Source organism: Nocardioides lacusdianchii (assembly GCF_020102855.1).
GTDB lineage: Bacteria > Actinomycetota > Actinomycetes > Propionibacteriales > Nocardioidaceae > Nocardioides > Nocardioides lacusdianchii.
Genome location: NZ_JADHZD010000025.1, coordinates 1 through 18,811, shown reverse-complemented (window position 1 = coordinate 18,811; position 18,811 = coordinate 1). Strand labels below are relative to the sequence as shown.

At 72.4% G+C, this 18,811-nt stretch carries 19 protein-coding genes; 15 read left to right on the top strand and 4 right to left on the bottom strand.

Features of this window, described 5'->3' with window-relative positions; all coding sequences use genetic code 11:
• Positions 1–14: 14 nt before the first annotated feature.
• The gene (locus IRX98_RS21170) at positions 15–1,319 is read right to left on the bottom strand and encodes a citrate synthase (RefSeq protein WP_224280195.1); all 1,305 of its coding nucleotides are present in this window, start codon (positions 1,317–1,319) and stop codon (positions 15–17) included.
• 93 nt (positions 1,320–1,412) lie between these two features.
• Positions 1,413–2,738 carry an NAD(P)/FAD-dependent oxidoreductase gene (locus IRX98_RS21165; RefSeq protein WP_224280193.1) on the bottom strand — a complete coding sequence of 442 codons (1,326 nt, stop codon included), beginning with the start codon at positions 2,736–2,738 and terminating at the stop codon, positions 1,413–1,415.
• Between the two features lie 234 nt (positions 2,739–2,972).
• On the opposite strand from IRX98_RS21165, the gene rplM reads away from it, so the two are divergent.
• The 4 genes from rplM to IRX98_RS21145 are packed head-to-tail and all read left to right on the top strand — an operon-like array spanning position 2,973 to position 6,333.
• Positions 2,973–3,416: a 50S ribosomal protein L13 gene (rplM, locus tag IRX98_RS21160; RefSeq protein WP_207084106.1), complete on the top strand. Its 444-nt coding sequence runs from the start codon at positions 2,973–2,975 to the stop codon at positions 3,414–3,416.
• Positions 3,413–3,934, top strand: coding sequence for a 30S ribosomal protein S9 (rpsI, locus tag IRX98_RS21155; protein ID WP_207084107.1), 522 nt, complete (start codon positions 3,413–3,415; stop codon positions 3,932–3,934). The genes rplM and rpsI overlap by 4 nt, the downstream gene beginning before the upstream one ends.
• A gap of 19 nt (positions 3,935–3,953) precedes the next feature.
• Positions 3,954–5,300 carry a phosphoglucosamine mutase gene (glmM, locus tag IRX98_RS21150; protein ID WP_224280191.1) on the top strand — a complete coding sequence of 449 codons (1,347 nt, stop codon included), beginning with the start codon at positions 3,954–3,956 and terminating at the stop codon, positions 5,298–5,300.
• 46 nt (positions 5,301–5,346) lie between these two features.
• On the top strand, positions 5,347–6,333 hold the full coding sequence (locus IRX98_RS21145; RefSeq protein ID WP_224280189.1) for a GNAT family N-acetyltransferase: 987 nt from the start codon (positions 5,347–5,349) through the stop codon (positions 6,331–6,333).
• Between the two features lie 2 nt (positions 6,334–6,335).
• Here IRX98_RS21145 and IRX98_RS21140 read toward each other — a convergent pair whose 3' ends face one another.
• Positions 6,336–6,704 (bottom strand): winged helix-turn-helix transcriptional regulator, encoded by a 369-nt coding sequence (locus IRX98_RS21140; RefSeq protein WP_224280187.1) that lies wholly within the window; start codon positions 6,702–6,704, stop codon positions 6,336–6,338.
• 88 nt (positions 6,705–6,792) lie between these two features.
• On the opposite strand from IRX98_RS21140, the gene IRX98_RS21135 reads away from it, so the two are divergent.
• Both IRX98_RS21135 and IRX98_RS21130 read left to right on the top strand, forming a co-directional pair.
• On the top strand, positions 6,793–7,377 hold the full coding sequence (locus tag IRX98_RS21135; RefSeq protein WP_224280186.1) for an NAD(P)-dependent oxidoreductase: 585 nt from the start codon (positions 6,793–6,795) through the stop codon (positions 7,375–7,377).
• Between the two features lie 194 nt (positions 7,378–7,571).
• Positions 7,572–8,516, top strand: a complete 945-nt coding sequence (locus tag IRX98_RS21130) for a putative endonuclease domain-containing protein (protein ID WP_224280185.1) — start codon at positions 7,572–7,574, stop codon at positions 8,514–8,516.
• A gap of 114 nt (positions 8,517–8,630) precedes the next feature.
• On the opposite strand, the gene coaA is transcribed toward IRX98_RS21130, so the two are convergent.
• A complete protein-coding gene (gene coaA, locus IRX98_RS21125) occupies positions 8,631–9,623 on the bottom strand; it encodes a type I pantothenate kinase (RefSeq protein ID WP_224280184.1) in 993 nt (330 codons plus the stop codon).
• 65 nt (positions 9,624–9,688) lie between these two features.
• Here coaA and glmS point away from each other — a divergent pair, with 65 nt between their 5' ends.
• The 9 genes from glmS (at position 9,689) to tsaD (ending at position 18,603) form a co-directional block, all read left to right on the top strand.
• Positions 9,689–11,533: a glutamine--fructose-6-phosphate transaminase (isomerizing) gene (glmS, locus tag IRX98_RS21120; protein ID WP_224280183.1), complete on the top strand. Its 1,845-nt coding sequence runs from the start codon at positions 9,689–9,691 to the stop codon at positions 11,531–11,533.
• Positions 11,534–11,594: 61 nt separating this feature from the next.
• Positions 11,595–11,948, top strand: a complete 354-nt coding sequence (locus tag IRX98_RS21115) for a holo-ACP synthase (RefSeq protein WP_224280182.1) — start codon at positions 11,595–11,597, stop codon at positions 11,946–11,948.
• A 4-nt stretch (positions 11,949–11,952) separates the two neighbouring features.
• Complete coding sequence (locus IRX98_RS21110; protein ID WP_224280181.1) at positions 11,953–13,353, top strand: NAD(P)H-hydrate dehydratase; 1,401 nt, start codon at positions 11,953–11,955, stop codon at positions 13,351–13,353.
• A gap of 7 nt (positions 13,354–13,360) precedes the next feature.
• Complete coding sequence (alr, locus tag IRX98_RS21105; protein WP_224280180.1) at positions 13,361–14,515, top strand: alanine racemase; 1,155 nt, start codon at positions 13,361–13,363, stop codon at positions 14,513–14,515.
• Positions 14,512–15,579, top strand: a complete 1,068-nt coding sequence (locus tag IRX98_RS21100; RefSeq protein ID WP_224280179.1) for an alpha/beta fold hydrolase — start codon at positions 14,512–14,514, stop codon at positions 15,577–15,579. The genes alr and IRX98_RS21100 overlap by 4 nt, the downstream gene beginning before the upstream one ends.
• The gene (tsaE, locus tag IRX98_RS21095; protein ID WP_224280178.1) at positions 15,576–16,463 is read left to right on the top strand and encodes a tRNA (adenosine(37)-N6)-threonylcarbamoyltransferase complex ATPase subunit type 1 TsaE; all 888 of its coding nucleotides are present in this window, start codon (positions 15,576–15,578) and stop codon (positions 16,461–16,463) included. Before IRX98_RS21100 ends, tsaE begins: the two co-directional genes overlap by 4 nt.
• A 10-nt stretch (positions 16,464–16,473) precedes the next feature.
• Positions 16,474–17,112 (top strand): tRNA (adenosine(37)-N6)-threonylcarbamoyltransferase complex dimerization subunit type 1 TsaB, encoded by a 639-nt coding sequence (gene tsaB / locus IRX98_RS21090; protein WP_224280177.1) that lies wholly within the window; start codon positions 16,474–16,476, stop codon positions 17,110–17,112.
• On the top strand, positions 17,109–17,564 hold the full coding sequence (locus tag IRX98_RS22900; RefSeq protein WP_224280176.1) for a GNAT family N-acetyltransferase: 456 nt from the start codon (positions 17,109–17,111) through the stop codon (positions 17,562–17,564). Before tsaB ends, IRX98_RS22900 begins: the two co-directional genes overlap by 4 nt.
• Positions 17,557–18,603: a tRNA (adenosine(37)-N6)-threonylcarbamoyltransferase complex transferase subunit TsaD gene (gene tsaD, locus IRX98_RS21080; RefSeq protein WP_224280175.1), complete on the top strand. Its 1,047-nt coding sequence runs from the start codon at positions 17,557–17,559 to the stop codon at positions 18,601–18,603. The genes IRX98_RS22900 and tsaD overlap by 8 nt, the downstream gene beginning before the upstream one ends.
• The last annotated feature ends 208 nt before the right edge of the window (positions 18,604–18,811 follow it).

The window sequence follows — 18,811 nt, the reverse complement described above, 5'->3', positions numbered from 1 at the left end:
CGCGCGCCAGACGCTCAGGCCCAGCGCTCGGAGGCGGCGACGAAGTCGAGCTGGCGGTCGCCGGTGTAGATCTGCTTGGGACGCGCGATCTTCTGGTCCTTGTCCTGCACCAGCTCGGCCCACTGCGCCAGCCAGCCCGGCGTACGGCCGATGGCGAAGAGCACGGTGAACATCTCCGGCGGGAACTGGAAGGCCTCGTAGATGAGGCCGGAGTAGAAGTCCACGTTGGGGTAGAGCTTGCGCTTGACGAAGTACTCGTCCTCGAGCGCGATCTTCTCCAGCTCCTTGGCGATCTCGAGGAGCGGGTTGACCCCGGTGACCTCAAAGACGTCGTCGCAGGCCTTCTTGATGATCGTGGCGCGCGGGTCGAAGTTCTTGTAGACCCGGTGGCCGAAGCCCATGAGGCGCTCGTTGCCGTTCTTCACGCCCTCGATGAAGGCGGGGATGTTCTCCTTCGAGCCGATGCGCTTGAGCATCCGCAGGACGGCCTCGTTGGCACCACCGTGGAGCGGGCCGTAGAGCGCGCCGACGCCGGCCGCGACGGCCGAGTAGGGGTCGACCTGCGAGGAGCCGACGGAGCGGACCGCGTTGGTCGAGCAGTTCTGCTCGTGGTCGGCGTGCAGGATGAAGAGCACGTCGAGGGCCTTGACCAGGCGCGGGTCGGCCTCGAACTTCTGCTCGCTCATCTTGAAGAGCATCGAGAGGAAGTTGGCGGTGTAGCCGAGGTCGTTGTCGGGGTAGACGAACGGCTTGCCCTGGGCGTGGCGGAACGACCACGCGCCGAGGGTCGGCATCTTCGCGATCATGCGGACGATCTGCATGTGGCGGTTGTCCGCGTCGCTGATGTTGCGGGCGTCGGGGTAGAACGTCGACAGCGCGCCGACCGAGGCCATCAGCATGCCCATCGGGTGGGCGTCGTAGCGGAAGCCGTGCATGAACGACTTCACGTTCTCGTGCACGAACGTGTGGTAGGTGATCTCGTGCACCCAGGCGTCGTACTCCTCCTTGGAGGGCAGCGAGCCGTGGATGAGGAGGTAGGCCACCTCGAGGAAGTTGGACTTCTCCGCGAGCTGCTCGATCGGGTAGCCGCGGTACTCGAGGATGCCCTTGTCGCCGTCGATGAACGTGACGGCCGAGCGGCACGAGGCGGTGTTCACGAAGCCGGGGTCATAGGTCGCCAGACCGGGCTCCTCGTCAGTGAGACGGATCTGTCCCAGGTCCTTGGCCGCGATCGTGTTGTCGGTGATCGCGATGTCGTACTTCTGACCGGTCCGGTTGTCGGTGACAGTCAGGGAATCCTTGGCCGCTACGTCGGTCACGTCGGCTCCTGTTCATACGTCTTTGTACGTTTGGGGTCCCAACAACCTATCCGCGGTCCGCTGGCGAGCGCGAACCGGTGTCCACGACCCGGTTCAGCGACCGGCCACCCGGTCCGCCGCCCGGGCGATCATGCTGGTGCGCGCCAGGCCTGCGTCCTCGCGCCGGTCGGCGGCGCGGTAGAGGCGGTAGAGCGCGTGCACGCCGGCCCACCGCAGCGGCTCCGGCTCCCACCTGCGGACCCGGTGCCCCGTCCACGGCAGGCGGGTGAGGTCGGTGTCGTGGCCGAGCACCAGGTCGCGCAGCGTGCGGCCGGCGAGGTTGGTGGCGGTGAGGCCCGAGCCGACGTAGCCGCCGGCGTGGCCGAGACCGGTCGCGGGGTCGTACGCCACGCTGGCGCTCCAGTCACGCGGCACGCCCAGCACGCCGCACCAGGCGTGGTCGAGCCCGACGCCGGCGAGCGAGGGGAACAGCGAGGTCAACGTCGAGCGCAACGACTCGACCGTCCAGTCCTGGGTGCGGCCGTCGACGTCGGTGCGCGAGCCGAAGCGGTAGGGGACGCCCCGCCCGCCCATCGCGATGCGGCCGTCCGCGGTGCGCTGGGCGTAGCAGTAGGCGTGGGCCTCGTCGCCGAGCAGCTCCTTGCCCGACCATCCGATCTCCTGCCACTGTGCAGGAGTCAGTGGCTCGGTCACGACGATCGCGGAGTTCATCGGCAGCCACTCGCGCCGGTGTCCGGCCAGTCCGGCGGTGAAGCCCTCCAGGCAGCGCAGCACCACGGGTGCGCGGAGCGTGCCGTGCTCGGTGTGGACCGCGCCCGGCTCGACCGCGACCGCGCGGGTCGCCTCGTGGATGCGTACGCCGCGCTCGCGCACCACGCGCGCCAGGCCGGCCACCAGCCTCGCGGGCTGGACCCGCGCGCAGTCGGGGTCGAAGTGGCCCGCGACGGCACCGGAGACCCGGATCCGCTCGGCCACCTGCCCGGCGGTGAGCTCGCCACCGAGCCGCTGGCGCTGCGCCTCGGAGCGCGCGACCATCAGCACCCCGCTGCGCACGATGTCGGCGTCGATCCCCTCACGGGCGGCGACGCCGACCACCTCGTCGACGGTGGCGCGCACCGCCGCGCGCAGCCGCGCCACACCGTCCTCGCCCGCCGCGTCGGCGTACGCCCTGGCGCTGCCCGGCAGCTCGCTGGAGAGCCAGCCGCCGTTGCGCCCCGAGGCCCCGAAGCCGGCGAACTCGGCCTCGACGACGCGGATGTCGAGGGTGGGGTCGGCCTTGTGGAGGTAGTGGGCGGTCCACAGGCCGGTCAGGCCGCCGCCCACGACGGCCACGTCGCAGGTGGCGTCGCCGCGCAGCCGGTCCGTGGGCTCGGGCAGGCCGACCTGCTGCCACCAGAAGGAGACGCCGCCGTTGCGCACCGCGCCATCATGCCCGGACGACCCCGCTGCGACGTTTTGACCCTCCCGCGCACAGCGCCGTACTCTTGCTGGTCGCGACTCCTGCCGCGTCCACCCTCTCCGGGGGTGGGTGCAGATCCGACGTCATCCCCACTGGTGTGGGGAGCGAACCGGGCCGTGTTCGTCAGAAGTCGTGGCTCCACATCCGTTCCTCGATCGAGGAGCGGGTCCAACGAACCAGAACGGGACATAGCCGTGCGCACGTACAGCCCCAAGCCCGCTGACATCCAGCGTGAGTGGCTCGTCATCGACGCCACCGACGTGGTCCTGGGCCGCCTCGCCGTCCAGACCGCGAACCTCCTCCGCGGCAAGCACAAGCCGACCTTTGCTCCTCACATGGACATGGGCGACTTCGTCATCATCGTGAACGCCTCCAAGGTGTCGCTGTCGGGGACCAAGAAGACCACCAAGATGGCCTACCGCCACTCCGGCTACCCGGGCGGCCTCTCGGCCACGCCCTTCGGCGAGCTCCTCGAGAAGGACGCCCGCAAGGCCATCGAGAACGCCGTGTGGGGCATGCTCCCCAAGAACAAGCTCGGTCGCCAGATGCTGAAGAAGCTCAAGGTCTACCCCGGCCCCGACCACCCGCACCTGGCCCAGCAGGCCACTCCCTTCGAGATCACGCAGATCTCCCAGTGACGACTGAGGACTCACAGATGACTGAGAACACCACCGAGGTCGAGGAGACCTTCGAGACCGACTCCGAGGGCGTTGCCTACACGTCCGAGAGCGACGCGTCCGCCGACACCCCGGCCCGTCCGGCCACCATCGCCCCCGGCGCGGCCACCGGCCGTCGCAAGGAGGCCGTCGCCCGCGTCCGCATCGTCCCGGGCACCGGCGAGTGGACCATCAACGGCCGCACGCTCGACAACTACTTCCCCAACAAGCTGCACCAGCAGATCGCGAACGAGCCGTTCGTGGAGCTGCAGCTCGAGGGTCGCTTCGACGTGATCGCCCGCATCCACGGCGGCGGCAACGCCGGCCAGGCCGGCGCCCTGCGCCTCGGCGTGGCGCGCTCGCTCAACGCGATCGACATCGAGGCCAACCGCCCGGCGCTGAAGAAGGCCGGTCTGCTGACCCGCGACGCCCGCGTCGTGGAGCGCAAGAAGGCCGGTCTCAAGAAGGCCCGCAAGGCCTCGCAGTTCAGCAAGCGCTGATCTCCCAGGGTCTCGTTCCTTGACGCGACTCTTCGGCACGGACGGGGTCCGGGGCCTGGCGAACGCCGATCTCACGGCAGAGCTGGCCCTGGACCTCTCCGTCTGTGCCGCACACGTCCTGGCCGACCGCGGCGAGTTCGAGGGCCATCGCCCCCTCGCCGTGGTGGGTCGGGACACGCGCATCTCCGGGCAGTTCCTCGAGGCGGCGGTCGTCGCGGGCCTCGCCTCGGCGGGGGTCGACGTGCTCCTGCTCGGCGTGCTGCCCACCCCCGGCGTGGCCTACATGACTGACCGGCTCGGTGCCGACCTCGGCGTGATGCTGTCCGCCTCGCACAACCCCATGCCCGACAACGGCATCAAGTTCCTCGCCCGTGGCGGCCACAAGCTCGACGACGCGATCGAGATCGCGATCGAGCGCCGCATGGGTGAGCCGTGGGAGCGGCCCACCGGCGGTCGCGTCGGCCGGGTCACGACCTACGACACCGCGGTGGCGGAGTACGCCGCCCACCTCGAGAGCACGATCACCCACCCGCTCGTCGGGCTGAAGGTCGTCCTCGACTGCGCCGAGGGCGCCGCGCACGCGGCCGGCCCGCGGGCACTGGAGGACGCTGGTGCGACGGTCATCGCGATCCACGCCGACCCCGACGGCCTGAACATCAACGACGACTGCGGCTCGACCCACATGGGCTCGCTCCAGGCCGCGGTCCTCGAGCACGGCGCCCACGCCGGCTTCGCGCTCGACGGCGACGCCGACCGGTGCCTGGCGGTCGACGCCGACGGCAACATCGTCGACGGCGACCAGATCCTCGCGATCCTCGCCCTCTCGCTGCGCGACCAGGGCCGCCTGGCCAAGGACACCGTCGTCGCCACGGTGATGAGCAACCTCGGCTTCGTGCAGGCGCTGCGCGCCAACGACGTCGGCGTACGCCAGACGAAGGTCGGTGACCGCTACGTCCTCGAGGCGATGAAGGTCTCCGGCTACTCCCTCGGTGGGGAGCAGTCCGGCCACGTCATCCTCAGCGACCACGCCACGACCGGCGACGGCATCCTCACCACGCTCCACGTGATGGAGCGGATGGCCACCACCGGCCGCTCGCTCGCCGACCTCGCGTCGGTGATGACCCGGCTGCCGCAGGTGCTGCTCAACGTCGGCGGGGTCGACAAGTCCCGTGCCGACGAGGACGCCGTGCTTGCTGCCGCGGTGGCCGAGGAGGAGGCGGTGCTGGGCGACCGGGGCCGGATCCTGCTGCGCCCCTCGGGCACCGAGCCGATCGTGCGCGTGATGGTCGAGGCGCCCACCCATGACGAGGCACAGGGCGTCGCGACGCGTCTCGCCGACGTGGTGAAGGCCCAGCTCACGCTCTGAGCGATATCGGGGTGACGGCCGTGCGGCCCGCCGCTACCGTCGCGGCGTGGCTGTCGACATCGAGCAGATCAACCCGCGCAACGAGGCTGCGCTCCGCGCCTGGTGGCAGGTGGGGCACGACGCCACCGCGGACCGTCCGGGCAAGCCGTGGCCGCTGTGGGAGCAGAGCCGGGTCTCGCTGCCCGCGCCCAACCCCGAGCGCGACGTGACCCTGCTCAGTGCCATCGACGGCCGCGAGATGGTGGGTGCCGGCATGGCGATCCTGCCCTCGCGCGACAACCTCCACCTCGCCGGCTCCGCGGTCTACGTCGACGTCGCGCGCCGCAGGCAGGGGATCGGCTCGGCCCTCCTGGCGGAGGTCGAGGTCCTCGCCGCCGGGCACGGGCGTACGACGCTGACGGGCGAGGCCTACCTGCCGCCGGGCGGCACCGCGCCGGCCGAGGCGTTCGCGGCGGCGCGTGGCTTCGCTGTTGCCAGTCGGGAGTCGATCAAGGAGCTCACGCTCGCCGACTACCGCGAGCGGCGCGCGGCGCTCACCGTCGACCCGAGCGGGCACCGCATCGTCACCTTCGACACGGTCTGCCCCGACGAGCACGTCGAGTCCTTCGGACGCCTGCTCGGCATGCTGCTGTCGGAGATCCCGCTCGGCGACCTCGACCTCGAGGACTCGGAGTGGAGCGTCGAACGCATCCGCGACGCCGAGCAGCGACAGGTCGCGACCGGCCGTCACGTGCACACCGCCCTCGCGGTCGCGCCCGACGGCGAGGTGGCCGGCGTGTCCGACGTACGTGTCGACGACACCGACCACGAGCACGCGCAGGTCGGGATCACGATCGTCGACCCGGCCCACCGCGGGCACCGGCTGGGGCTGGCGCTCAAGCTGGCGACGCACGACCTGGCGCTGGCGGCGTACCCCGGGCTGCTCACCCTCGACACCTCCAACGCCGAGGTGAACACCCACATGAACGCCGTCAACGACGCCCTCGGCTATCGCACGATCGAGACGCTGCTGGAGCTGCAGAAGAAGCTGTGAGCTCAGCGTGCCTCGGCCGCGTCGTCGTAGCCTCGGCGCGAGGCGAGGATCTGGCCGAGGTGGGTCTCGGCCCAGTCGGTCAGGGTCGCGATCGGCCCCGTCAGCGACGCGCCGAGCGCGGTGAGCTCGTAGTCCACCCGTGGCGGCACCTGGGCGTGGACGGTGCGGGTCAGCAGGCCGTCGCGCTCCATCGCGCGCAGCGTCTGGGTGAGCACCTTGGGCGCCACACCGCCTACCCGTGCGCGGACCTCGCTGAAGCGCAGCGACCCGTCGCGCAGCGCGCCGATGACCAGCACGGTCCACTTGTCGCCGATGCGGTCGAGGACCACGCGGGTCGGGCAGTCGGGGTCGAAGGCGTCACCGCGGTCCATGGTTACCACAAGGTACTTATAGCACGTTGAAGTGCTTGGTTACCAATGGTTACTGTCAACTCCGTCACCCACGACCGAAGGAACCCTCATGAAGATCGCCCTGTTCGGCGCCACCGGCATGGTCGGCTCGCGCATCGCGGCCGAGGCCACCGCCCGCGGCCACGAGGTCACCGCGCTGAGCCGCTCGACCGGCGGCGACCTGGCCGACGCCGACGCCGTACACACCGCAGCGCAGTCCCACGACGTCGTCGTCTCCGCCACCGGTCCCAGCCGCACCGGCGAGTCGCACGAGCCCTGGCTCGCTGCCGTCTCCACCCTCATCGAGCAGGCGGGGGAGGCGCGCGTCCTCTTCGTCGGCGGCGCCGGCTCGCTGCTGACCCCCGACGGCACCCCGCTCCTCGACACCGACGGCTTCCCCGAGGAGTACAAGGCCGAGGCCACCTCCGGTGCCGCCGCCCTCGACCTCTTCCGCGCCGCGCCGGAGTCGCTCGACTGGACCTTCGTCAGCCCCGCGCCGGTGATCGCGCCCGGCGAGCGCACCGGGTCGTACGCCACCGCGCTCGACACCCCGGCCGGCGACTTCATCAGCGCCGAGGACTACGCCGTCGTGCTCGTCGACGAGATCGAGCAGCCGCAGCACCGCCGCCAGCGCTTCACCGCCGCCACCGCCTGAGCCGGCGGCCCCGGCTCGGCAGAGCGGACGTCATGGCGGGTGGTCGCTCGAACGACCACCCGCCATGACGTCGCCCAGCCGGGGCCTTGCGGTCCCGGGCCAGAAGACGTCCACAGTCCTGCGCTCACCGCCGTCCTCCACAGGCCGGGCACGACGGGGTCGAACGAGGACCGACGTCGCTCCACGCTGGCGGGATGGAGCACGAGGTTCCGAAGAGGCGCAGCTCGATGGCCCGGCGGCGGGTCACCCGTCTGGCTGATCGCCAAGGAGGTGTGGTGTCGCGGCGCCAGGCGTACGACGCGGGCCTCACGCGCGGAGAGGTGCGGGCGCAGGTCCGGGCCCATCGCTGGCAACGCGTCTGGTCGCGCTCCCTCTGCCTGCACACCGGTCCTGTCTCCGAAGAGGGCCTCGACTGGGCAGCCGTCTTCGAGGGTGGCGACCGAGCCCTGCTCGACGCAGAGGCGTCCCTCGTTGCGTCCGGGCTGCAGAACTACGACGTGGCGAGCCGGCGAGTCTCGGTGCCGCGTGGCGTCAAGCCGTTGGTCGGCACAGGTCTCGACATCCGACGGACCCGGCGGTGGTCGGCCGACGACCGGGCCCCGTCAGGAGTGCCCCGGACCAGGGTGCCCGTGGCGGCGGTGCGCGCCGCCATGTGGGCGGCCAGCGACAAGCAGGCCGCGCTCCTGCTCACCATGCCGGTCCAGCAGGGCCTCACAACGGCGACGCTGCTGGGGCAGGCGCTCCTCGACGTACGCCGCGACCAGCGACGCCCGTTGATGCACGACGTGGTGCTCGACCTCGTCGGCGGCGCCAGGTCGCTGGGTGAGCTCGACTTCGCTCGCGAGTGCCGCCGTCGCGGCTTCCCCGAGCCGACCCGCCAGACAGTCAGGCGAGGCAAGGACGGGCGCTACTACCTCGACGTGTGCTGGGACGACTTCGCCCTGGTGGTCGAGATCGACGGGATCCACCACTCGTGGGCCACGACGGTCGTCCCGGACGCGCTGCGGCAGAACGACGTCGCGCTCGCCGGAGCGACCGTGCTCCGTCTGCCCCTCCTAGGACTGCGCGTGGCTGCCGACGACTTCTTCGAGCAGGTCGAGCGCGGACTCCGCGCCGGTGGGTGGCGGTCGGCCGCATGACCGCATGTCCGTACGTCATGGCGGGTGGTCGCCCGGACGACCACCCGCCATGACGTTGCGCCAGCGCAGCGGTGCGCGGAGCAGGACGCCGCGCGCGCGGCAGCGGCGTACGCCTCAGAGCTTGCGCAGGCGGACGTAGCGCACCGAGTGGTCGGCGTCCTTGCGCAGCACCAGGTTGGCGCGCGAGCGGGTGGGGGCGACGTTCTGGACGAGGTTGGGCTCGTTGATCGAGTCCCAGATGCGGGTGGCCTGGTCGACGGCCTCGTCGTGCGAGAGCGCGGCGTACTTGCGGAAGTAGGACGCCGGGTCGCGGAAGGCGGTCTCGCGCAGGCGCAGGAAGCGGTCGACGTACCACCGCTTGATGTCGGCGAGCCCGGCGTCGACGTAGACGGAGAAGTCGAAGAAGTCGCTCACGGCCAGGCCGGTGCGGCCGTCCTCGCGCACCCGCGCGGGCTGGAGCACGTTGAGGCCCTCGACGATGACGATGTCGGGGCGCTTGACCACGACCCGCTCGTCGGGCAGCACGTCGTAGACGAGGTGGGAGTAGATCGGGGCCTCGACCTCGTCGCGCCCGGACTTGATGTCGATGACGAACTTGAGCAGCGCGCGGCGGTCGTACGACTCCGGGAAGCCCTTGCGGTGCAGCAGGCCGCGGCGCTCGAGCTCGGCGTTGGGGAGCAGGAAGCCGTCGGTGGTGACGAGCGCGACGTTGGGGTGCTCGGGCCAGTGCGCCAGCATCTGCTGCAGCACGCGGGCGGTGGTGGACTTGCCGACGGCGACCGAGCCGGCGAGGCCGATCACGAACGGCGTACGCGGCGGGGTGACGCGGTGCAGGAACTCCTCCTGCTCGCGGTGGAGCCGGGAGTTGGCCGCGACGTAGAGGCTGAGCAGTCGCGACAGCGGCAGGTAGACCTGCTCGATCTCGCGCAGGTCGAGCTGGTCGCCGAGGCCGCGGAGGCGGGTGACTTCGTCGGGGGTCAGGCTGGTCTCGGTCGTGCCGGCGAGCTGGGCCCACGCGGCACGCTCGAGCTCGACGTAGGGGGAGACCTCGCCGGCGTGGTTGCCGCCGTGGCCGGAGCCGCCGTGCGGCTCCAGGACCTCGGACATGGGTGCGATTGTGGCACCGCGGCGGCGCGCAGCCGTGCAGCGCCCTGCCGATAGACTCCCCGGCCATGTGCGGAATCGTCGGATATGTAGGTGACAAGCCCGCCGAGGGCGTGGTGATCGAGGGCCTCAGGCGGCTGGAGTACCGGGGCTACGACTCCGCAGGGATCGCGCTGATCGAGGCGGGAGCGATCGTGTCCGACAAGCGCGCCGGCAAGCTGGCCAACCTCGAGAAGGCCATCGCCGAGTCGCCGCTGCCGCAGGTCACCACCGGCATCGGGCACACCCGCTGGGCCACCCACGGCCCGCCGACCGACCGCAACGCCCACCCCCACCTGGGTCGCGCGCGCCGGGTCGCGCTCGTGCACAACGGCATCATCGAGAACTTCGCCGAGCTCCGGGGTCGCCTCGAGTCCGAGGGCGTCGAGATGGCCTCCGACACCGACACCGAGATCGCCGCGCACCTGCTCGAGGAGCAGCTCGAGACCGGCGTCGACCTGACCGTCGCGATGCAGAACGTGTGCCGCGGACTCCGCGGCGCCTTCACCCTGGTCGCCATCGATGCCCACGACCCCGACCGCGTCGTGGCCGCGCGCCGCAACTCGCCCCTGGTCGTCGGCATCGGCGAGGGCGAGAACTTCCTCGGCTCCGACGTCGCGGCCTTCATCGAGCACACCCGCGAGGCGATGGAGCTGGACCAGGACCAGGTCGTCACCATCACCCGCGAGGGCGTGAGCGTCTCCGGCTTCGACGGCACCCCCGCCGAGGGCCGCCGCTACCACGTCGACTGGGACCTGTCGGCCGCCGAGAAGGACGGCCACGACTGGTTCATGCGCAAGGAGATCTTCGAGCAGCCGCGCGCCGTCGCAGACTCGCTGCTGGGCCGTCGCGGCACCGACGGGTTGCTCCAGCTCGACGAGATGCGGCTGTCCGACCAGGACCTGCGCGACGTCGACAAGATCATCATCATCGCGGCCGGCACGTCGTTCTACGCCGGCATGGTGGCCAAGTACGCCATCGAGCACTGGTGCCGCATCCCGGTGGAGGTCGAGCTCGCGAGCGAGTTCCGCTACCGCGACCCGATCCTCACCAGCGACACCCTCGTCGTCGCGATCAGCCAGTCCGGCGAGACCGCCGACACCCTGCAGGCGATCCGCCACGCCCGCGAGCAGCGCTCGAAGGTGCTGTCGATCTGCAACACCAACGGCTCGACCATCCCGCGCGAGTCCGACGGCGTGATCTACACCCACGCCGGCCCCGAGATCGGTGTCGCCTCGACCAAGGGCTTCCTGACCCAGCTCGTCGCCTGCTACCTCCTCGCGCTCTACCTCGCGCAGGTCAAGGGCACCCGCTTCGGCGACGAGATCTCGCAGGTCATGGACCAGCTCGACCAGATGCCCGAGCACATCCAGACCGTCCTCGACAAGGCCGAGCAGGTCTACGGCCTGGCGCGCGACCACGTCGGCAGCCGCTCGGTGCTCTTCCTGGGCCGCCACGCGGGCTACCCGGTGGCGCTCGAGGGTGCGCTGAAGCTCAAGGAGATCGCCTACCTCCACGCCGAGGGCTTCGCTGCCGGAGAGCTCAAGCACGGCCCGATCGCGCTGGTCGAGGAGGGCCTGCCGATCCTGTGCGTCGTGCCGCCGCGCGGACGCGACCAGCTCCACGACAAGATGCTCAGCGGCATCCAGGAGGTGCGCGCCCGTGGCGCCCGCACGCTGTGCCTGGCCGAGGAGGGCGACACCACGATCGTCCCCTACGCCGACGTGCTGATCACGCTGCCCCAGGTGCCGGTGCTGCTCCAGCCGCTGGTCGCGGTGGTGCCGCTGCAGCTCTTCGCGTGCGAGCTCGCCACCCAGCTCGGCCACGACGTCGACCAGCCGCGCAACCTCGCCAAGTCCGTCACGGTCGAGTAGACACCACCCCACGAGAACGCGCTTCTCTCGCCTTCTCGCGGGGACCCCGGAAAGGAGCGTTATGCCGGTCATCGGCGTGGGCATCGACGTGGTCGACATCGACCGCTTCGTGCAGTCCCTCGAGCGCACCCCTGCCCTGCGCGACCGGCTCTTCACCGCGGACGAGGCCACCCGCCCGCCCGCGTCCCTGGCGGCGCGGTTCGCGGCGAAGGAGGCGATGGCCAAGGCCCTCGGCGCGCCGGTCGGGATGGCCTGGCACGACGCCGAGATCGTCTCGGAGGAGACCGGGCGGCCGCGCTTCGAGATCCGCGGGACGGTCGCCGCCCGTGCCGAGCAGCTCGGCGTCGCCCACGTCCACGTCTCGCTGTCCCACGACGCCGGCATCGCCTCGGCGGTCGTGGTGCTGGAGGGCTAGGGCCGTGCTGCGCGCCCACGCCGTGGAGGACGTACGCCGTGCCGAGGCCGCCGCGATGGCGCGCCTGGCCGACGGCGCCCTGATGCAGCGTGCCGCCGCCGGGCTGGCTGCGGCGATCGTCGACGTGCTGGGCGGCGCCTACGGCCGTCGGTTGCTGCTGCTCGTCGGCCCGGGCGACAACGGGGGAGACGCGCTCTGGGCCGGCGCCCGCCTGGCCGCCCGCGGGGCGCAGGTCGAGGCGCTGCTGCTGGCCGACCGCGCCCACGAGTCCGGTCTCCGCGCGCTGCGCGCAGCCGGCGGCCGGGCCACCAGCGAGCCCGCCGACCTCGACCTGTCCCCGGACCTGGTCGTCGACGGCATCGTCGGGATCGGCGGTCGTCCGGGCCTCGCGCCTGCCGCGGTCGCAGCTCTCGAGCGCCTCGCCGGCGTGCCCGTCGTCGCGGTCGACGTGCCGTCCGGCGTGGACGTCGACACCGGCCGGGTCGACGGCCCGCACGTGAGTGCCGACCTCACCGTCACCTTCGGCACCCACAAGGTGGCCCACCTCGTCGACCCGGCGGCCACGGCCTGCGGTGCCCTGCACCTGCTGGACCTCGGCCTCGACCCCGACGAGCTCGTCGCACCCGCCGTCGAGGCGCTCCAGCCCGACGACGTGCGCGCGCTTCTGCCGCGCCCCGACCGGGTCGCGCACAAGTACACCCGCGGCGTCGTCGGCGTACGCGCCGGCTCGGGCACCTACCCCGGCGCCGCGCTGCTCGCGGTGTCCGGTGCGAACACCGGCCTCGTCGGCATGGTCCGCTACGTCGGGCCCGAGGACATCGCCCACACGGTGCGCAGCGCGCACCCGGAGGTCGTCGGTGCGGGCCGGGTGCAGGCGTGGGTCGTCGGTCCGGGCGGGGGAGACGACGCAGGCGCGATGCTCGCCGAGGCCCGCGGCGACGGCGTACCCCTGGTGGTGGACGCCGACGCGCTGCGGCATGTCGACGGACCGCTGCCCGGCTCCGTCCTCACCCCGCACGCCGGCGAGCTGGCCGCGATGCTCGGCGTGGAGCGCGCCGAGGTCGAGGCCGCGCCGCTCGGCTTCGCGCGCGACGCCGCCCGCCGGTGGGACTGCGTCGTGCTGCTCAAGGGCCACCACACGCTCGTCGCCGATCCCGCCGGACGCGTCCGCGTCACCACCACGGGGGTGCCGTGGCTGGCCACCGCCGGTGCCGGCGACGTCCTCGCCGGGCTGGTCGGTGCGCTGCTGGCGGCGGGACTCGAGGCGTACGACGCCGCGTCGGTCGGCTCGTGGGTGCACGGGGCCGCGGCGACCGAGGCGTCGTCCGGTGGTCCGCTGACCGCGGGCCGGGTCGCCGTCCAGATCCCTCGTCTCGTGCGCGACGTCCTGTCCGGGCTGGGATGATCGAGGCATGAGCGATCCCGTGCCCCCGCGCGGCGAGATCGTGGTCGACCTCGCCGCGGTCCGCCACAACGTGCGGGTCCTCAAGGACGTCGTCGCCGGTGCGGCGCCGGTGCAGCTGATGGTCGTGGTCAAGGCCGACGGCTACGGCCACGGCATGGTGGAGGTCGCCGGTGCGGCGCGCGCGGCCGGGGCCGACTGGCTCGGCGTCGCGACGATCGACGAGGCGCTCGCCCTGCGTGCGGCGGGGGACCGCGGACCGCTGCTGTGCTGGCTCAGCGCCCCGGGCGACGACTTCGCCGCCGCCGTCGCGGCCGACGTCGAGGTCACCGCCTACTCGCGAGCGGAGCTGGAGGAGATCGCCGCCGTCGGCGGAGCGCGCGTGCAGCTCAAGGTCGACACCGGCCTCTCGCGCGGTGGTGCTCCGCGTGCGCTCTGGCAGGACCTGTTCGCCGTGGCGAGCGACCTCGAGCGCGAGGGCCGGATCACCGTCACGGGCATCTGGTCGCACCTCGCGGCGAGCGACGAGCCCGACCACCCCGCCAACGACGCCCAGGAGGACGCCTTCCGCGACGCGCTGTCGCTCGCCGCGTCCGCCGGCCTCGAGCCCGGGGTCACCCACCTGGCCAACTCCGCCGCCGCGATCCTGCGCCCCTCGGCCCGCTTCGACCTGGTCCGCTGCGGCATCGCTGCCTACGGCCTCGACCCGGCACCCGGCGCCAGTCCGGCGATCGGGCTGCGCCCGGCGATGACCGTGCGCGCCCGCCTGGTGATGAGCAAGGAGATCGCTGCCGGCGACGGCGTGTCCTACGGGCACACCTGGCGCGCTGAGGAGGACACCACCGTCGGGCTGGTGCCCGCGGGCTACGGCGAGGGCGTCCCGCGCGCGGCGGGGAACGCCGCCGAGGCCTGGGTGGACGGCGTACGCCGTCCCGTCCGCGGCCGCGTCTGCATGGACCAGCTCGTCGTCGACCTCGGCGGCGAGCTGCCGCCCCCCGGAACGGAGGTGGTGCTCTTCGGCCCCGGCGACCGCGGCGAGCCGACGGCGCAGGACTGGGCCGAGGCGGTCGACACCATCAACTACGAGATCGTCACGCGCATCGGCGGCAGGCTGGTCCGCCGCCACGTCGACAGCGACGCGACCCCAGGAGGACACGCCAGGTGAGCATCAAGGGACGGATCTTCGGCACCGTGGTCGGTGCTGCCGGCCTTGCCGCTGCCGCGGGCGCGGTCGGCATCGCCCGCCAGAACCGGATCATCGGCAACCGCGCCGCCGGCGAACGGGTCGAGTTCGGCGAGCTGCGCAGCCCCCGCCGGGTGGTCGTCACCGACGACGCGGTCGACCTGCACGTCGAGTTCGACGACCCGGCCGACTTCGGCGCGCCCGCCCCGGCCGACGACGACCTGACCCTCGTCTTCGTCCACGGCTACTCCCTCAACCTCGACTGCTGGCACTTCCAGCGCGCGGCCTACCGCGGCCAGGTCCGCACCGTCTTCTACGACCAGCGCAGCCACGGCCGCTCGGGGCGGTCCGACGAGGACCACTGCACCATCGAGCAGCTCGGCCACGACCTGCGGCGCGTCATCGAGGACACCGTCCCCGGCAGGTGCGTCGTGGTGGGCCACTCGATGGGAGGCATGAGCGTGATCTCCCTCGCCGAGCACCACCCGGACCTCTTCGGCGACAAGGTCCTCGGCGCTGCTCTGATCTCCACCACGGCCGGCGGGCTGGATCCCGGTCGCATCCTCTTCCCGATGCTGCCGCTGGGCCTCGGCGGCCGGTTCGTCGGCCGGGCGGTCCGCACCCTCGACCGTGGCCACCGGGTCGTCGACCTGGCTCGCTCGTGGGGCCACGCCGTGGCCGACGTCTTCACCGACCGCTACGCCTTCGGCACCGACGAGGTCCCCGTCTCCTACGTCGAGTTCGTCTACTCGATGCTCAACGCGACGCCCTTCGCGGTGGTCGCCGACTTCTATCCCGCCTTCGCGACGCTCGACAACTTCGACCACCTCGAGGCGCTGAGCCGCGTGCCCACCGCGATCATCTGCGGCACCGAGGACAAGATCACCTCGGTCGGGCACAGCCGCAAGCTGCACAGCCGGATCCCCGGGTCCAGCCTGCTGGAGTGCGAGGGCGCGGGCCACATGGTGGTGCTCGAGCGCCACAAGGAGGTCACCGCCGAGCTGGACGACCTGATCTCGCTGGCCCAGGCCGGAGCGGCGCGATGAGCCTCGACGTACGCCGGGTGGGTGCCGAGGCCGCGGCCGACGTGCTGGCCGTGGTGCAGGGTGCCTTCGGTGACCGGCCCGTCCTCGACCCGCCCGCGGACGCGCTCGCGGAGGACGTCGACTCGATCGCCCGGATGCTGGCGCGCCGCGGCGGCCTGCTCGCGACCCTCGACGGGGAGCCGGTGGGCTGCGCGATCCTCGACGTGGCGCCCGACGGGCTGGTGCTGCGGCGCTTCGGGGTGCTGCCGTCCGCCCAGGGCCGCGGCGTCGCGACGGCCCTCGTCGAGGCGGCCCGCGACGCTGCGCTCGGTCGCCCGGCCGTGGTCGTGGTGGCTCGCGAGGAGCTGCCGGTGACCGTCGCCTTCTGGGAGCGCCACGGCTTCGTCGAGACGAGCCGCTCCAGCCCCTACGTCACGCTCGCCCTGACCCTGCCGACCGAGTTCGACGCCCCGGACGCCGAGACGATGCGCGAGCTGGGGGAGCGGGTGGGACGCAGCTTCGCCGCAGGGGACCTCGTCGTGCTCACCGGCGAGCTGGGGGCGGGCAAGACGACCTTCACCCAGGGCCTGGGCACCGGCCTGCAGGTCCGCGGCGGCGTGACGTCCCCGACCTTCGTGATCTCGCGCGTCCACCCCTCGCTCGTCGGGGGCCCGGACCTCGTGCACGTCGACGCCTACCGGCTCGGTGGCCTCGACGAGCTCGACGACCTGGACCTCGACGCGTCGCTGGACGAGGCCGTCACCGTCGTCGAGTGGGGAGCCGGCCTCGCCGAGGCGCTGGCCGAGTCCCGGCTCGAGGTCGTCATCGAGCGGGCCGTGGGCGAGACGCCCGACGACGAGCTCGATCCGCGCCGCGTTTGCCTGCGCTGGGTCGCGGGCCAGTAACCTCGACGCCGTGCTCCTCGCCTTCGACACCGCGACCCCGCTGGTGACCGTCGCCCTCCACGACGGCGAGCGGGTGCTGGTCGAGCACTCGTCGTCAGTGCCGATGAAGCACGGCGAGCACCTCGCGCCGCTCATCGAGCGCGCCATGGCCGAGGCCGGCATCGTGCGCCAGGACCTCACCGCCGTCGCCGTCGGCGTCGGTCCGGGCCCCTTCACGGGCCTGCGCGTCGGTGTGGTCACCGCCCGCACGCTCGGCTTCGTCCTGGACATCCCGGTCTACGGCGTGTGCTCGCTCGACGCGATCGCGCTCGAGGTCGTCGGCACCGGGGCTGCCGCCGGCAGCTTCCTCGTCGCCACCGACGCTCGGCGCAAGGAGGTCTACCTCGCCTCCTACGACGTCGATGGCCGCCGTCTGGAGGGCCCGGTCGTCACCCGGCCCGCCGGGGTCGCCACCGACGCCCCGGTCGCCGGCGCGGGACCGCTGCTCTACCCCGACCATTTCCCGCACGTCATCGCCCCGGACCGCCCGAGTGCCGGCTGGTTGGCAGCGGGAGTCAGCTCGGAGCTCGTAGGATTGCTCGACCCCGAACCCCTCTACCTGCGACGCCCCGACGCGGTCGCGGGCGCACCCAGAAAGCCTGTCTCGTGATCCGTCCCGCCTCCCTGGCCGACCTCCCGGCCCTCGTCGCCCTCGAGCAGGAGCTCTTCGGTGCCGACGCGTGGAGCGAGAGCCTGATCCGTGAGGAGATCGAGGGTCCCGGCCGCCGGTTCGTGGTCGCCGACGACCTCTCGGGCTACGCCGTGACGATGACGGCGGGCGACATCGTCGACCTGCTGCGCATCGGCGTACGCCCCGGAGCCCGGCGCGGCGGCGTGGCCTCGCGGCTGCTCGACGAGCTCCTCGTGGACACCGAGGACGCCTCCCGGATGCTGCTGGAGGTGAGCGTCACCAACGCCGAGGCGCTCGGCTTCTACGTCGCCCGTCAGTTCAGCGTCATCGACGTACGCCCCCACTACTACCGCGACGGGTCCGAGGCGCTGGTGATGTGCCGCTGGCTGCCCGGTGCCGCCCGCGCGCAGACGGCGACCGCGCATGACTGACGAGCCGCTGGTCCTGGGGATCGAGACCTCCTGCGACGAGACCGGCGTCGGCATCGTGCGGGGCCACACGCTGCTCGCCGACACCGTTGCGAGCAGCGTCGAGGAGCACGCCCGCTTCGGCGGCGTCGTCCCGGAGGTCGCGAGCCGGGCCCACCTCGAGGCGATGGTCCCCACGATCGAGCGTGCCGCGGAGACGGCCGGGATCTCGTTGAGCGACATCGACGCGGTCGCCGTCACCAGCGGTCCCGGGCTGGCCGGGGCGCTGCTGGTCGGCGTCGCGAGCGCGAAGGCGCTCGCCCTCGGGCTGGGCAAGCCGATCTACGGCGTCAACCACCTCGCCGCGCACGTCGCGGTCGACCAGCTCGAGCACGGGCCGCTGCCCGAGCCGTGCCTGGCCATGCTCGTCTCCGGCGGCCACTCCAGCCTGCTCGAGGTCACCGACGTCACCGTCGGCGTCGAGCCGATGGGGTCCACCATCGACGACGCGGCCGGCGAGGCCTTCGACAAGGTCGCCCGCCTGCTGGGCCTGCCGTTCCCCGGCGGTCCCCACATCGACAAGCAGGCCCGCAGCGGCAACAGCGTGGCCATCGACTTCCCGCGTGGCCTCACCAGCCGCAAGGACCTCGAGCGCCACCGCTTCGACTTCTCCTTCTCCGGCCTCAAGACCGCCGTGGCGCGCTGGGTCGAGGCCCAGCAGCGGGCCGGCACGCCGATCGACGTCGCCGACGTGGCGGCGTCCTTCCAGGAGGCCGTCTGCGACGTGCTGACCCGCAAGGCCATCGACGCCGCCACCAGCCGCGGGATCGAGGACATCCTCATCGGCGGAGGGGTCGCGGCCAACAGCCGGCTGCGCGCCATGGCCGAGGAGCGCGCCGCGGCCGCGGGCATCCGCGTCCGGGTGCCGCGCCCCGGTCTCTGCACCGACAACGGCGCCATGGTCGCCGCTCTGGGTGCCGAGCTCGTCGCCCGAGGACGTACGCCCTCGCTGCTGGACCTCCCGGCCGACTCCTCGATGCCGATCACCACCGTCGTGGCCTGACCGCACCCGCAGGTCGGGGATGACGAAGGTCCCCGCCCGGGAGCGGGGACCTGCATCACGAACGCCTGAGGTGCACCGTCCTCAGACGGTATGACGTGACCGCCTCGGCGTGAGGGGGTTGCGGGCCGGGGCCTCTCACATGCATGTACGTGGGTTGTCGGGCAGGAGTGGCCTGCTCGACCTATCCACAGGCATAGGAGGCCCCGGT